14 protein-coding genes are annotated in these 14223 nt (G+C 57.8%); 2 read left to right on the top strand and 12 right to left on the bottom strand.

The window, feature by feature from the left end:
* Positions 1–25 precede the first annotated feature (25 nt).
* The 8 genes from FFI95_RS14790 to glyA form a co-directional block, all read right to left on the bottom strand.
* Positions 26–553: a phosphatidylglycerophosphatase A family protein gene (locus FFI95_RS14790; RefSeq protein ID WP_144823806.1), complete on the bottom strand. Its 528-nt coding sequence runs from the start codon at positions 551–553 to the stop codon at positions 26–28.
* Complete coding sequence (gene thiL, locus FFI95_RS14785; RefSeq protein WP_144823805.1) at positions 550–1515, bottom strand: thiamine-phosphate kinase; 966 nt, start codon at positions 1513–1515, stop codon at positions 550–552. Before thiL ends, FFI95_RS14790 begins: the two co-directional genes overlap by 4 nt.
* A gap of 3 nt (positions 1516–1518) precedes the next feature.
* Complete coding sequence (gene nusB / locus FFI95_RS14780) at positions 1519–1995, bottom strand: transcription antitermination factor NusB (RefSeq protein WP_144823804.1); 477 nt, start codon at positions 1993–1995, stop codon at positions 1519–1521.
* Entirely contained in the window at positions 1995–2471 is a 477-nt protein-coding gene (gene ribH, locus FFI95_RS14775; protein ID WP_144823803.1) for a 6,7-dimethyl-8-ribityllumazine synthase, read from the bottom strand. Before ribH ends, nusB begins: the two co-directional genes overlap by 1 nt.
* A gap of 47 nt (positions 2472–2518) precedes the next feature.
* Positions 2519–3625 (bottom strand): bifunctional 3,4-dihydroxy-2-butanone-4-phosphate synthase/GTP cyclohydrolase II, encoded by a 1107-nt coding sequence (gene ribBA / locus FFI95_RS14770; protein WP_144823802.1) that lies wholly within the window; start codon positions 3623–3625, stop codon positions 2519–2521.
* Between the two features lie 74 nt (positions 3626–3699).
* The gene (gene ribD / locus FFI95_RS14765; protein WP_144823801.1) at positions 3700–4815 is read right to left on the bottom strand and encodes a bifunctional diaminohydroxyphosphoribosylaminopyrimidine deaminase/5-amino-6-(5-phosphoribosylamino)uracil reductase RibD; all 1116 of its coding nucleotides are present in this window, start codon (positions 4813–4815) and stop codon (positions 3700–3702) included.
* Positions 4812–5330: a transcriptional regulator NrdR gene (gene nrdR / locus FFI95_RS14760; protein WP_144823800.1), complete on the bottom strand. Its 519-nt coding sequence runs from the start codon at positions 5328–5330 to the stop codon at positions 4812–4814. Before nrdR ends, ribD begins: the two co-directional genes overlap by 4 nt.
* 23 nt (positions 5331–5353) lie before the next feature.
* Complete coding sequence (gene glyA / locus FFI95_RS14755) at positions 5354–6607, bottom strand: serine hydroxymethyltransferase (protein WP_144823799.1); 1254 nt, start codon at positions 6605–6607, stop codon at positions 5354–5356.
* Between the two features lie 235 nt (positions 6608–6842).
* Between glyA and ettA the strand changes: the two genes are divergently transcribed.
* Positions 6843–8504 (top strand): energy-dependent translational throttle protein EttA, encoded by a 1662-nt coding sequence (ettA, locus tag FFI95_RS14750; RefSeq protein WP_144823798.1) that lies wholly within the window; start codon positions 6843–6845, stop codon positions 8502–8504.
* Positions 8504–9880, top strand: coding sequence for a DNA repair protein RadA (gene radA, locus FFI95_RS14745; RefSeq protein ID WP_144823797.1), 1377 nt, complete (start codon positions 8504–8506; stop codon positions 9878–9880). The genes ettA and radA overlap by 1 nt, the downstream gene beginning before the upstream one ends.
* Before the next feature lie 27 nt (positions 9881–9907).
* On the opposite strand, the gene hemE is transcribed toward radA, so the two are convergent.
* The 4 genes from hemE to aroK all read right to left on the bottom strand — a co-directional run bounded on the left by hemE (position 9908) and on the right by aroK (position 14218).
* Positions 9908–10972 carry a uroporphyrinogen decarboxylase gene (gene hemE / locus FFI95_RS14740; RefSeq protein ID WP_144823796.1) on the bottom strand — a complete coding sequence of 355 codons (1065 nt, stop codon included), beginning with the start codon at positions 10970–10972 and terminating at the stop codon, positions 9908–9910.
* A 99-nt stretch (positions 10973–11071) separates the two neighbouring features.
* Complete coding sequence (locus FFI95_RS14735) at positions 11072–12526, bottom strand: SPOR domain-containing protein (RefSeq protein ID WP_144823795.1); 1455 nt, start codon at positions 12524–12526, stop codon at positions 11072–11074.
* A 35-nt stretch (positions 12527–12561) separates the two neighbouring features.
* On the bottom strand, positions 12562–13659 hold the full coding sequence (aroB, locus tag FFI95_RS14730) for a 3-dehydroquinate synthase (RefSeq protein ID WP_144823794.1): 1098 nt from the start codon (positions 13657–13659) through the stop codon (positions 12562–12564).
* Positions 13652–14218: a shikimate kinase AroK gene (gene aroK, locus FFI95_RS14725; RefSeq protein ID WP_144823793.1), complete on the bottom strand. Its 567-nt coding sequence runs from the start codon at positions 14216–14218 to the stop codon at positions 13652–13654. The genes aroB and aroK overlap by 8 nt, the downstream gene beginning before the upstream one ends.
* Between the last annotated feature and the right edge of the window lie 5 nt (positions 14219–14223).

Below are 14223 nucleotides of genomic sequence, written 5' to 3'. Positions count from 1 at the left end.
AGCCAGCGGGGGCAACCTGTCAGGACTAAACAACGTAGGGCATCAGCCAGATATCGATGGCCAGCAGGCACGGAAGCGCCATAACGCCGGCCACCACATCGTCCACCATGATCCCCAGGCCTCCGGGCAGGCGCTCATCGAGCCAGCTGATGGGCCAGGGTTTGAGCACATCAAAAAACCTGAAGACCAGAAATGCCGACAAGACACCGTATATCTGATCAGGGAAAAGCCCCAGGGCAATCCACATGCCCACAAACTCATCCCAGACAATACCGCCGTGGTCATGCACCTTCAGGTCTGTGGCAGTCTTTCCACACAACCAGATACCCAGAACAAACGCCAGGGCAACAATCGACCAGTAAGCTGAGGCTGGCAACCAGGCAAAGCTGTACCAGATCGGAATAGCTGCCAGACTCCCCCAGGTGCCAGGTGCCCGGGACACGGCCCCGCTGCCAAACCCGAAGGCCAGCAGATGTACGGGATGTTTCAGAAACCCCGGCGGCAGAATGGTCTGGGGGACATCCGGCTCCGGCCACTGCTCTTCCTGGCTCATACACTGCTCCTGAAATGATCAAAACCCGCAGGCTCAGGGCCCGGCTCTGTCGCAGCACCATCAACCCGCAAACCGGGTCCCGGATCAATAACACCAATCACGGCAAGCTCGTGCTTTAACCACTGAGGCGCTTCCTTCCAGACCGCCTCGGGAATGGTTGCACAGAGTTCATAATCATCGCCGGAATGCAGGGCATAATTCAACGCCTGTTGCTGTTTTACCCGGCGCAGTGCCGCTGACAGGGGCACATTGGCAGTTTCAATACTGGCTCCCACCCCGGACGCTTCAAGAATATGCCCCAGATCCGCCAGCAGACCATCGGAGATATCAATTGCAGCCGTCGCCCTGCTTCTCAGGGCGGCACCCAGCTTGAGCCTGGGAATGGGGTGATGGTAACGCTCCAGCAGAAACTGCTCATCGTTCCCGAGCTGATGTTCATCCCCGGCACTCAGGAAGCCCAGAGCGGCGCCCGCATCGCCCAGGGTGCCGGAGGCCACAATCAGGTCGCCAGCCCTGGCGCCGGAACGCAGTAGCGCGCCGCCCTGCTCCACCAGCCCGTGCACCTGAACACTTAACGTTAACGGGCCACGGGTTGTATCACCGCCAGCCAGGGACAGACCGAACTGGCTGGCGGCGCGGCCCAGACCATGGGCAAATTGCTGCAGCCAGGACTCACTGGCTTCAGGAAGTGTCAGCGCAAGCGTAAAACAATCAGGGTCGGCCCCCATGGCTGCGAGATCGCTTGCAGCAACCGCAAGCGCTCTCCAGGCCAGGAAATCCGGGCGATAATTCGGGGGAAAGTGCACGCCTTCAACCAGCGTGTCGATGGAGAAAACCAGGTCCTGACCAGGGGGAACTCTCTGAACAGCACAATCATCGCCCGGCCCCACGATAACCGCGCCGGAGCCAGGCAGCTGCGCCAACGGCAAGAAGTATTGCCGGATCAGTTCGAACTCACCCATCGGTCAGAGTGAGCGGGTTTCAGCGAGTCGTAAGCGGCGGCCCAGCTTGTCCAGCACACTGTTCACAAACCTGTGCCCTTCGGTGCCACCGAAACGCTTTGCCAGCTCAATGCCTTCGTTGATCACTACCCGGTAAGGAACGTCCAGGCGGTGGCGAAGCTCATACGCCCCCACGCGCACAATAGCCAGCTCTACCGGGTCCACTTCAGGTAACGGGCGGTCGAGAAATGGCTCAATCAGTTTATCCAGCTCGGCCTGCTCGCGATGAACACCGCGCAGAACGTCCCGGAAATACAATGAGTCCACTTTCGTCATGTCATTGTCGATCATGAACTCGGCTTCAATGTCGGAGATCGGGCTCTTGGTAAAGTGGCGCTGATAAAGCCCCTGCATTGCCAGAACCCGTGCACGGCGCCGATCGCCAGCTTTTGGCTGACCCGACGGTGCCGGCTGGGGGGTGGTCTCGTCAGTGTCGCTCATCACTCACCCAGCTTCTTGAACAGGCTAACCATTTCCAGCGCTGTCACAGCCGCTTCAGCACCTTTGTTGCCTGCTTTGGTACCGGAACGCTCGATGGCCTGCTCAATGGAATCGACAGTAAGCACCCCGAAGGCGACCGGAACATCAGTCTCCAGGCTTGCTGCGCCAATACCACTGGAGGCTTCACCGGCCACGTATTCAAAGTGTGGCGTTCCACCACGAATCACGGCGCCGAGCGCAATGATGGCATCGTGGGCACCGGTTTCGGCGACCCGCTTAACGGCCAGCGGCATTTCATAGGCCCCGGGAACGCGCACAACGGTAATGTCACTGTCCGCAATGCCGTGACGACGCAGTGCGTCGATGGCGCCATCTACCAGGCTCTCCACCAGAAAGCTGTTAAAACGTCCCACGACCAGCGCATAACGCCCTGAGCACTGGGTAAAATCACCTTCAATTACTTTAATATCTGCCATTGGTGGCTCCTTCTCGGGCTACAGCCATTGTGCTGTAGCCAGGTTTATCATTCGGGGGTATACGGAATGTACTCAACAACTTCCAGGTCAAAACCGGAAATGGCTGAGTATTTTACCGGCGGACTCAGCAGGCGCATCTTGCTGACGCCTATATCCCGCAGAATCTGGGAACCGGTACCCACGGTAAAGTAGACACCAGAGCTGCCTTTACCCTGCCCCTGATCAAAGAAATCCTGCATGCGGTCTTCCAGGTTGTAGCTGTCTTCTGCACTGTTCAGCAGAACCACAACGCCCCGGCCTTCTGCAGCTACTTTTTCAAGCGCATGGTGCAGCGGCCAGCTGCGCGAGTCCTTGCGGCGCGCACCCAACAGGTCCCGGAGTGTGTCGGTAATATGAACCCGCACATGCACAGGCTCATCGCCCGCGATATCCCCGCACACCATCGCAAGGTGCGTGGAACCCTGGATAACATCCCGGTACGTCCGCAACCTGAACACGCCGTACTCTGTATCCAGCTGATTCTCTTCAATGCACTCAACGGTGCGTTCGTGAGTGGTGCGGTAGTGAATCAGATCGGCGATAGTGCCGATTTTAAGGCCATGCTCCTGAGCAAAACGCTCCAGGTCTTCCCGGCGCGCCATGGAGCCATCGTCGTTCATGATTTCACAAATAACGCCGGCGGGCTCACAGCCTGCCAGGGAGGCCAGATCGCAGGAGGCCTCTGTATGGCCTGCACGGCTGAGCACGCCGCCCGGATCCGCCATCAGCGGGAAAATATGGCCCGGCTGTACCAGATCTGAGGGCCTGGCGTTGCGGGCAACCGCTGCCTGTACTGTGCGCGCGCGGTCGGCCGCAGAAATACCCGTAGTAACACCCGTGGCTGCCTCGATTGACAGGGTAAACTTGGTACCAAAGCCTGACGCGTTCTGCTGCACCATCAGCGGCAGCTCCAGCTGCTCACAACGCTCACGGGTCATAGGCATACAGATGAGACCACGACCAAAACGGGCCATAAAGTTGATGTCTTCCGCGGAGCAGTGCTCGGCAGCCATCACCAGATCGCCTTCATTCTCCCGGTCTTCGTCGTCCATCAGGATAACCATCTTACCCTGGCGGATGTCTTCAACAATTTCTTCAACGCTGTTCAGTGCCATACCGTTTTGCACCCTTGCAATGCGCCCTTTGCTCTTCAGACAAAAGCTCAGTAGCACACCATGAATTTAAACACCTAGCGGCGGACAAGGATTAATCGCTGATCCTCACCCACCTGTCGCCGATCCTTTACCGTCCACTCGACTTTTTCGGCCATGGTTTCAAGCGGAAGATGCGCCGTTGGCCGGCCCGTACTGCCCAGAAAAACCGGGGCCTGATACAGCCAGAGCTCATCCACCAGGTTCTCACTGATAAATGTGCCAGCCAGTGTCGGCCCGGCCTCTACCAGCAGTTCATTAATCCCGAGCGCGCCCAGCGAATCCAGAAGCTCGGCCACATCCACACCGTTATCCTTCCAGGCAACACCTTTGAGGCGGATCCCCAGCGCAGCAAGATCCTGTGCCGGTGCAGTGTCGATGGTGGACGAGGCGCAGAACACATGAACCTTGCCGCCACGCAGAATAGTGGCAGCCGGCGGTGTTCTGGCGTCTCTGTCGGCAATCACCCGTAACGGTTGCCGTGAGGGCTCTGTGGCTCTGCCGATATCGCCAAGCTCTTCGCGGCGTACGGTGAGTGACGGGTTATCCGCAAGCACGGTACCTACGCCTGTAAGAATGGCATCGCTAACCGCTCTTAACCGCTGCACATCACGACGGGCTTCATCACCGGTAATCCACTGACTTTCCCCCGAGGCCATGGCCGTACGACCATCAAGACTGGCGGCCATTTTCAGCCGTACCCAGGGGCGCCCGGTGTTCATTCGTTTCATGAACCCCGGGTTCAACTGTGCGGCCTCATCTGCGAGCAGTCCGACACTCACCCGTATACCGGCCTCGCGCAGCATCTCCACTCCCCGACCGGAAACCGAGGGGTTCGGATCCTGGGTCGCCGCGAATACCCGTGAGATCCCCGCATCTATCAGGGCCCGCGCGCACGGTGGCGTGCGGCCAAAATGACTGCAGGGCTCCAGGGTGATGTACGCCGTTGCGCCCCGCGCTGCTGCCCCGGCCTGACTCAGCGCCCGGGCTTCTGCGTGGGCTTCTCCGGCGCGCTCATGCCAGCCCTCGCCCAGAATCGTGTCGCCACGGGCTATCACACACCCAACCCTGGGGTTGGGGTGCGTTGAGTAACGGCCCCGCCATGCCAGTTGCACAGCCCGGGCCATCATGGACCGTTCCCGGTATTCGGTCATTTTTTTCCTTCAGATGTATGGTTTTCCGCCAGCGCTTTCGCCATATCAGCCGCGGCCTCGCCATTGGTGGCCGATAGCCGCTCTATCTCATCCTTGAATTCGTTAATGTCCTGAAAGCTTCTGTACACCGACGCAAAGCGAACATAGGCGACCTTGTCGAGCTGACGCAGCTCGGTCATCACCTCTTCGCCCAGCTGCATCGATTTCACCTCACGCTCACCGGCAGCCCGCAGACGGTAGTTGATGCGGTTCAGCGCGGCATCAATTTCCTCGATACTGACCGGGCGCTTTTCCAGCGCTTTCATCAGCCCCGAGCGCAGCTTTTCTTCATCGAATGGCTGCCGGGTACCGTCCTGCTTGACCACTCGGGGCATCACCAGCTCGGCCGTTTCAAAGGTGGTAAAACGCTCCCGGCAGGTAAAGCACTCTCTGCGGCGGCGCACCTGATCGCCCTCGGCCACAAGACGCGAGTCAATAACCTTGGTATCCGCTTCACCACAGAAAGGACAATGCATACAACGAACTCCGGAGAGGATGCTTAGGCGTAGACCGGGAACCGCGCGCACAGGGTTTCAACCTGTTCGCGGACCTGGTTGATAACCGCCTCGTCATCCAGATTGTCAAGAATGTCACAAATCCAGCCCGCCAGCTCCCGGCACTCAACCTCACCGAAACCACGGGTGGTGACCGCAGGCGTCCCCAGGCGCAGGCCTGAGGTTACAAAAGGCGAGCGCGGATCATTGGGGACCGCGTTCTTGTTCACAGTAATGTTGGCACGGCCCAGAGCCGCATCTGCATCCTTACCGGTAATGTCCTGCTTGATAAGGCTGACCAGGAACAGGTGGTTTTTGGTGCCGCCGGAAACCACATCATAGCCGCGATCGACAAATACGCTCGCCATGGCTTCCGCGTTCTTCAGGACCTGCTTCTGGTAGGTCTTGAACTCTTCGCTCATGGCTTCCTTGAAGCAGATCGCCTTGGCTGCAATCACGTGCATCAGCGGACCACCCTGTCCACCCGGGAAGACCGCAGAGTTCAGTTTTTTGTGCAGAGCCTCATCGTCACAGGCCAGAATCAGGCCGCCACGGGGGCCGCGCAATGTCTTGTGGGTTGTGGTGGTAACCACATGGGCGTGGGGCACAGGGTCCGGATAGACACCTGCCGCCACCAGACCGGCCACGTGCGCCATATCCACAAACAGGTAGGCGCCCACTTTGTCTGCAATTTCCCGGAAGCGGGCAAAGTCCAGCTCCTGAGAGTATGCCGAGAAACCGGCAATAATAATTTTGGGCTTGTGCTCAACCGCCAGGGCTTCCAGCTCTTCGTAATCAATCAGACCGGTGTCTGTATCAATACCATACTGCACCGCGTTATAGATCTTGCCGGAGAAGTTTACGCCTGCCCCGTGGGTCAGGTGACCACCGTGAGCCAGGCTCATTCCCAGCACGGTATCGCCAGGGTTGGCCAGCGCCATGAAAACCGCTGAGTTAGCCTGGGAGCCGGAGTGTGGCTGTACGTTAGCGTACGCCGCACCAAACAGTTCTTTGGCGCGGTCAATCGCCAGCTGCTCGGCAATATCGACAAACTCACAGCCACCGTAGTAACGCTTGCCGGGATACCCCTCGGCATACTTGTTCGTCAGGTCGCTGCCCTGGGCTTCCATCACCCTCGGGCTGGTGTAGTTCTCTGATGCAATCAGCTCAATATGAGCTTCCTGGCGTTTGCTTTCCGCCTGCATAGCGTTCCAGAGTTCGTCGTCGAAACCGGCGATCTTCATATCACGATTAAACATCAGTGGCTGCCCCTGTGTGCTTGACTGGCCCGGAGAGTTCGCAGAACTGCCTTCCGGGATCACGTAAAATTTGGCCGCCTATTCTAGCCCATTACCGGGTTGGAAATCATCCTTTATACAGTGCGCACATACCGCCATACCCATATCGCAGGCCTAGCCTAAATTGCTATAGTTTCCGGGTTTAGATACCTTACAAACCTATTAAAATCTCGTTTTCAAAGAGGACAACGCCTTTATGGCTCAGTACGTATACACCATGAATCGCGTGGGCAAGGTGGTTCCACCCAAGCGCGAGATCCTCAAGGATATTTCCCTGAGCTTTTTCCCGGGCGCCAAAATCGGTGTACTCGGCCTCAACGGTGCCGGTAAGTCTACGCTGCTGCGTATTATGGCCGGCGTCGACCAGGATTACATAGGCGAAGCGCGGCCACAGCCCGGCATCAATATCGGCTACCTGCCCCAGGAGCCGGAGCTTGACGAAGACAAAACCGTTAAGGAAATCGTTGATGAAGCCGTGGCCCACGTTCACAACGCACTGGCCGAACTGGACCAGGTTTATGCAGCCTATGCAGAACCGGATGCTGATTTTGACGAACTGGCGAAAAAACAGGGCGAGCTGGAAGCCATCGTACAAGCCACCGATGGCCACGACATCGAGCGCAAAATGGAAGTAGCCGCAGATGCTCTGCGCCTTCCGCCCTGGGACCAGAAAGTAAACGTTCTGTCCGGCGGTGAGCGCCGCCGTGTGGCCCTGTGCCGTCTGCTGCTCTCCGGCCCGGACATGCTGCTTCTGGACGAGCCTACAAACCACCTGGATGCGGAATCCGTCGCCTGGCTGGAGCGCTTCCTCCATGATTACGACGGTACCGTGGTTGCCATCACCCACGACCGCTACTTCCTGGACAACGTAGCCGGCTGGATTCTGGAACTGGACCGTGGTCAGGGCATTCCATTTGAAGGCAACTACAGCCAGTGGCTGGAAAACAAGGAAAAGCGCTTGGAGATGGAAGCCAAGCAGGAAGCTTCTCACCAGAAGGCCATTAAAGAAGAACTGGAATGGGTGCGCTCCAATGCCAAGGGCCGCCAGTCCAAAAGCAAGGCCCGTCTTGCCCGCTTTGAGGAGATGAACTCCCAGGAGTTCCAGAAGCGCAACGAGACCAACGAGCTGTACATTCCACCCGGCCCCCGCTTGGGCAACAAGGTGATTGAAGTAGAGAACATCAGTAAATCGTTTGGTGATCGCCTGCTTTATGAAGACGTCTCCTTCAGCGTACCTCCCGGCGCCATTGTGGGCATTATCGGGGGTAACGGTGCGGGCAAGTCCACCCTCTTCAAACTGATTGCCGGGTACGACAAACCGGATTCTGGCGACATTACCATTGGCGAGACTGTCGACCTGGCCTATGTGGACCAGATGCGCGATCTGAATGATGGCAACACCGTCTGGGAAGAACTGTCCGACGGAAACGACATCATCAAAGTGGGCAACTACGAAACCCCGTCGCGGGCATACGTGGGCCGCTTCAACTTCAAGGGCAGCGACCAGCAAAAGCGGGTCGGTGACCTGTCCGGTGGTGAGCGTAACCGCCTGCACCTGGCCAAACTGCTGAAACAGGGCGGCAACGTGCTGCTGCTGGACGAACCCACCAACGACCTTGACGTGGAAACCCTGCGGGCTCTGGAAGAGGCCCTGCTGAATTTCCCGGGCTCGGCGCTGGTCATCTCTCACGACCGCTGGTTCCTCGACCGGGTGGCCACCCACATCCTGGCCTTTGAGGATGACGGCGAGGTGATTTACTTTGAAGGCAACTTCACCGAGTACGACGCCGACTACAAGAAGCGCAAAGGGGATTCTGCCATGCAGCCCCAGCGCATGAAGTACAAGAAGCTGGCCTGATGGCAAAAGCTAAAACCTCCTACGTCTGCACCGAATGCGGTGCAGACTATTCCAAGTGGCAGGGCCAGTGCACGGCCTGCCAGGCCTGGAACACCGTTACCGAAGTCCGGGGCGTCAGCAGTAACGCCAAAGGCGCCCGGGGCGTTCGCTTTGAAGGCTTTGCCGGCAGCCTCTCCAGCGTGCAGAGCCTTGATGCCGTCAGCCTTGCTGAACAGGAGCGCATCAGCACCGGCATGCAGGAGTTTGACCGGGTGCTGGGAGGCGGACTGGTGGAAGGCTCCGCCGTGCTTATGGGCGGGCAACCAGGTGCTGGTAAAAGTACCCTGCTGCTCCAGGCTGTATGTCACCTGGCCGGCAGCGTTCCGGCGCTCTATGTGACCGGTGAAGAATCCCTGCAACAGGTTGCCATGCGCGCCAAGCGCCTGGGCCTGCCTACCAGCGATCTCAAAATGCTGTCCGAGACCAGCGTTGAGCGGGTCATGCAGGTCGCTGAAACAGAAAAGCCACGGATTCTGGTGGTGGATAGTATTCAGGTCATGCACGTGGCCGATATAGAGTCGGCTCCCGGCTCTGTGTCACAGGTGCGTGAAAGCGCAGCCTTTCTCACCCGCTTTGCCAAGCAGACTGGCATCATCCTGTTTCTGGTGGGCCACGTCACCAAGGATGGCAGCCTGGCCGGCCCCAAGGTTCTGGAGCATATGATTGATTGCTCCATTCTGCTGGAAGGCTCCAGCGACAGCCGTTACCGCACCCTTCGGGGCATCAAGAACCGCTTTGGTGCTGTAAACGAGCTGGGCGTATTTGCCATGCTCGAGCAGGGCCTGAAGGAAGTAAAGAACCCCAGCGCCATCTTCCTGAACCGTGGTGAAGACGCAGCACCGGGCAGTGTGGTGATGGTGGTCTGGGAAGGCACCAGACCCATGCTGGTGGAAATTCAGGCGCTGGTCGACATGGCCCAGGGCGGCTATCCCCGGCGCGTGGCTGTTGGCCTGGATCAGAACCGGGTGGCCATGCTCCTGGCGGTACTGCACCGTCACGGAGGGCTGCACGTATCGGATCAGGATGTGTTTGTGAACGTCGTTGGCGGCGTGAAAGTAAACGAAACCAGTGCAGACATGGCGCTTCTGGCGGCCATTGTGTCGTCGTTTCGTGATCGTGCCCTGCCCCAGGACCTTGTGATCTTTGGCGAGGTGGGACTATCAGGAGAGATCCGCCCTGTGCCCAGCGGCCAGGAACGGATTTACGAGGCGGCAAAGCATGGCTTTACCCGTGCCCTGGTGCCGAAATCCAACGCCCCACGCAAGCCGATTGACGGCATGAAGGTGATTCCGGTCACCAAACTCAGCGAGGCCCTCACAGCCCTGGAAGAACTCTGACCAGGGCTGCAATAGCTCTCCGCTGAATCAGCGGTGGTATTCCGGGCTCAGCTCAACAACCGCTTCAATGAATGCTTTCGCATGCTCCGGATCCACTTCCGGAGTAATACCATGACCAAGGTTGAAGATATGACCCGGGCCTGAACCGTAACGACGCAGGATATCTCCTACCTCTTCACGAATCCGTTCTTTAGGCGCATACAGCATGGTGGGGTCCAGGTTGCCCTGCAAGGCTACGCGATCGCCTACACGCGCCCGCGCATCGCCAATATCTGTGGTCCAGTCCAGACCCACAGCGTCTGCGCCCGTATCTGCCATGGATTCCAGCCACTGACCGCCGTTTTTGGTAAACAGAATCACCGGCACGTGGCGACCGTCGGCTTCGCGGATCAGGCCGTTCACAATCTTGCGCATGTACTGCAGGGAGAAGGCTTCATAGGCCCAGCCACTGAGTATTCCACCCCAGGTATCAAAGATCTGCACCACCTGGGCGCCCGCTTTGATCTGGCTGTTCAGGTAATCAATCACGGCATCCGCCAGGTGATCCAGCAACCGGTGCATTACGTCCGGCTGACCGTACGCCAGCTTCTTGGCTTCGCGGAAGTCCTTTGAGGAACCGCCTTCCACCATATAGGTTGCCAGCGTCCATGGGCTGCCGGAAAAACCAATCAGTGGCACACTGCCATTGAGCGCGCTGCGAATAGTGGAGACAGCGTTCATGACATAGTCGAGGTCGACGTCTGCCTTGATGTTCGGCAATGCATCCACGTCTGCTGCGGAACGAATCGTGTTTTTGAATTTAGGGCCTTCACCGGTTTCAAAGTAAAGCCCCAGCCCCAGAGCATCGGGAATGGTCAGAATATCCGAGAACAGGATGGCCGCATCCAGAGGGAAACGCTCAAGCGGCTGCAGTGTTACTTCACACGCCAGCGGCGTGTTTCGGCACAAGCTGAGGAAATCACCCGCTTTTTCCCGGGTAGCACGATATTCGGGCAGATAACGGCCGGCCTGGCGCATCATCCATACCGGTGTACGATCAACTGGCTGACGCGCCAGAGCGCGCAGGAAGCGGTCATTCTTCAGCTCGGTCATAGGAATTCCAGAATAGTCTCTTTCAGATGGTCTTAATGGAACGGAACTTATGATACCCCGTTTGCGGCAATAAAAAAGGCCGGCTTTCCCTTAGAGGCGCTACAGGTCCCCGGTGGTACGCGCCCACGGGGAACGGGATACTAACGTGTCAGGGAGAGCGGAAATAGCCTTTCTGGCCTCTTCTCTGGTTGCGTAGTCGCCATAGAGAACCATGAACCAGGGCTCATTTTTGCGCTCACCCAGGGTATACACCATGGTGTCCAGTTGTGAGTACCGGGAAAGTACGTTTAATGCTGTCTCCTCAAGATTTCCCGCCACCAGTTGAATTGTCCAGCCTTTGCTGCGGCTGCGCAATTCCTCCACAGCCACATACCGGTCAGCATTTTTCGGTGTAAAAGCTGGCTCCGGTTCTGGTTCTGGCTCTGGCTCTGGCTCTGGCTCTGGCTCTGGCTCTGGCTCTGGCTCTGGCTCTGGCTCTGGCTCTGGCTCTGGCTCTGGCTCTGGCTCTGGCTCTGGCTCTGGCTCTAATGGTGCCGGCGCGATCGGCTCTGGCAACTCCGGGATCACTTCTGCAGGTATTTCTTTTTCGGGATTCTCCGGGCCTACCGTTATGCTCTTGCGCACTCGCTCCGGCTCCGTATTGCTTACAGCATCCTGAGCCATGGTTTCATCATACTGCCATGCAACGAACCACCAGGAACCCGCTAACAATAAAAGCGCCAGAATGGGCAGGCGCAACTGCCTGAAGCTTATCCGTCCCGAGCGCTTCTGCTTTGATGCCCGGGAAACCATCCCCAGCCAGATGCCCGGAGTTACTCGCTTTACTCCCGAGAAGCTGCCTTCACTGAGCTGATGTATACGCTCGAGGCGGGACGCGCTCAAAAGCTCACTCACCTTGCCACCGGCTTTGCGCACCCGCGGCTCCAGGTAAGAAAACACCTCTTCTTTGGTCAGCGGACTCAGGTGAAGCTGATGCACAGCATCGTTCAGTTCATCTGTGATCAGCACCCGGCTCAGGTGTGCTTCACCGGCAATCACAGGAACCGCTGCCCTCGCCCTGTCTGCAGTCAGAAACCCTTCAAGAATAAGCCGGAGTACCTCCGGATCAGCCTGCCCGGCATCGTCAATAAGCAACACCATGCGCTGCCCTTTACCGACCCGGCCTTCAGACCAGCGGAAAAAACGATGCACTGCCTCCCGGGGAGACTCTTCAGGGCTGGCCCCGGCACGGACCAATTGCTTCAGGTTAGCGGCCAGCACCGTGCTACTGGCCAAGGCTTCGGGGGTCACGTAATGGAATCCAAGACGCGATGACTCACTGCGTACCAACTCTGACAGCAACCGGCTTTTCCCCGTGCCCGGCGGGCCGGTCAGCAGTAGCGCCATATCACCGAAGCCACACAAGTGACGCAGGGTCTCCAACGCATGCTGGCGCATGCCGCCCTGAAAAAACGGCGTGTCCATTTCCAGCGGATTGTCTTTCAGACTGTATTGTTGCTGTAAGCGAGGGAACAAACCGCCGCCATCCAGACTGTTCAAACTGTCGTCTTTCACAAAAGACACCTACTGTTCAAAATGACCGCTATTTCTCAGCGCTGCTGATTACAAAATGTCTCTAGCGTTGCCGCAAGGTTTTCCGGTGCTGCATCAGACGTCACTACCGCATCGCCAACGGCCCTGAGCAACACCAGCCTTAACCGGCCATCAATATTTTTCTTGTCCACCGCCATCAGGTTCATAAAGTTTTCCGGCGTCATGCTCGCCGGTGGCAGTGATGGCAGGTTCGCTCTGTTGATAATCTGCACTATGCGTTCAAAGTCGGCCCGGCTGATCGCCCCCTCGCGGGCGGACAGATCGGCCGCCATGATCATCCCGGTACCTACGGCCTCCCCGTGCAGCCAGTTGCCATACCCTGCAAAGGTTTCAATGGCATGGCCAAAGGTATGACCCAGGTTCAGAGTAGCCCGGAGCCCGGCTTCGCGCTCATCCTGCGCAACCACATCAGCCTTACACCCACAGGAACGGTATATAGCCTCAGCCAGCGCCACACTGTCACCGCCCACCAGGGGATCAATCAGCAACTCCAGCCAGTCAAGAAAGTCGGCGTCGCGAATCAGCCCGTATTTGATAACTTCCGCAAGGCCCGCCGAAACTTCTCTGGGGGGCAGGGTTTTGAGTGTGTCTGTATCAATCAGCACCACTTCAGGCTGATGAAACGCACCAATCATGTTTTTGCCCAGCGGGTGGTTAATCCCGGTTTTGCCACCCACTGATGAATCCACCTGGGACAGCAAAGTGGTCGGGATTTGTATAAACGGCACCCCACGCTGGTACGAGGCGGCGGCAAAGCCTGTCATATCCCCCACGACGCCACCGCCCAGAGCCACCAGGGTGGTTTTTCGGGTGTGCCGCTTTTCCAGAAGGGCATCGAATATCAGATTCAGGGTCTGCCAGTCTTTATGTTTTTCGCCATCGGGCAACACCACGGTATCCACAGTTTTGCCAGGGAAGCAGGCTTTGGCCTGCTCCAGATACAAGGGGCCGACCCGGTTATTGGTCACAATCATTACCTGGGAGCCATCCACGTACCCGGAAAGATCAAGCTCCCCCAGTACCCCTTCACCGATCAGGATCGGATAGCTACGATCCCCCAGATCGACCGGTAGTTCGTGAAGCAGTTTATACATGGTTGCGTCCCTCTTTTCTGACCTGTCTCTGCTGCCGGGGCGTTTTAGGGTTGATACGGTTAATCACCTGGCGAACCACTAGCCGGGGGCTTTTGCGGTCTGTGTACATAATGATATCGGCAAGGCTGGTGTACAAAGGGTCTCGCAGGGCAAACAGCCTGCGCAGAACACCTTCCGGGTCATCGTTCTGCAGCAAAGGCCGGTTGCGGTCTTTGCGGGTGCGCTCTATCTGTTGCTCGATGGAGGTTCTCAGATACACCACCACCGAGTCCTTTTTCAACAACGGGTAATTTTCATCGCGCATGACCGCCCCGCCACCGGTAGCCAGAACCGTTTCCGGCTCTGTCGACAATTCCGCCAGCATAGCCGTCTCGCGTTTGCGGAAGCCCTCCTCCCCCTCCACATCGAATATCCAGGGAATATTGGCCCCGCAGCGCTCTTCTATAATCCGGTCTGAATCCAGAAACCTGTACCCGAGTTCCCGGGCAAGTAACCGGCCAATCGTACTTTTACCTGCGCCCATGGGGCCAACCAGGACTATGCGTTTCGGCAAAGACATAACTT

It is taken from the genome of Marinobacter piscis (assembly GCF_007671655.1).
Classification (GTDB): Bacteria; Pseudomonadota; Gammaproteobacteria; order Pseudomonadales; family Oleiphilaceae; genus Marinobacter; species Marinobacter piscensis.
This window is presented reverse-complemented; position numbering and strand designations above follow the sequence as displayed.

Excerpts from the sequence above, each read along its gene's own strand:
- ribBA (WP_144823802.1), bottom strand. The coding sequence starts at position 3,625 with ATGGCACTGAACAGCGTTGAAGAAATTGTTGAAGACATCCGCCAGGGT.
- thiL (WP_144823805.1), bottom strand. The coding sequence starts at position 1,515 with ATGGGTGAGTTCGAACTGATCCGGCAATACTTCTTGCCGTTGGCGCAG.
- ribH (WP_144823803.1), bottom strand. The coding sequence starts at position 2,471 with ATGGCAGATATTAAAGTAATTGAAGGTGATTTTACCCAGTGCTCAGGG.
- glyA (WP_144823799.1), bottom strand. The coding sequence starts at position 6,607 with ATGTTTAATCGTGATATGAAGATCGCCGGTTTCGACGACGAACTCTGG.
- FFI95_RS14790 (WP_144823806.1), bottom strand. The coding sequence starts at position 553 with ATGAGCCAGGAAGAGCAGTGGCCGGAGCCGGATGTCCCCCAGACCATT.
- ribD (WP_144823801.1), bottom strand. The coding sequence starts at position 4,815 with ATGACCGAATACCGGGAACGGTCCATGATGGCCCGGGCTGTGCAACTG.
- aroB (WP_144823794.1), bottom strand. The coding sequence starts at position 13,659 with ATGTATAAACTGCTTCACGAACTACCGGTCGATCTGGGGGATCGTAGC.
- hemE (WP_144823796.1), bottom strand. The coding sequence starts at position 10,972 with ATGACCGAGCTGAAGAATGACCGCTTCCTGCGCGCTCTGGCGCGTCAG.
- nusB (WP_144823804.1), bottom strand. The coding sequence starts at position 1,995 with ATGAGCGACACTGACGAGACCACCCCCCAGCCGGCACCGTCGGGTCAG.
- nrdR (WP_144823800.1), bottom strand. The coding sequence starts at position 5,330 with ATGCATTGTCCTTTCTGTGGTGAAGCGGATACCAAGGTTATTGACTCG.
- aroK (WP_144823793.1), bottom strand. The coding sequence starts at position 14,218 with ATGTCTTTGCCGAAACGCATAGTCCTGGTTGGCCCCATGGGCGCAGGT.
- ettA (WP_144823798.1), top strand. The coding sequence starts at position 6,843 with ATGGCTCAGTACGTATACACCATGAATCGCGTGGGCAAGGTGGTTCCA.
- radA (WP_144823797.1), top strand. The coding sequence starts at position 8,504 with ATGGCAAAAGCTAAAACCTCCTACGTCTGCACCGAATGCGGTGCAGAC.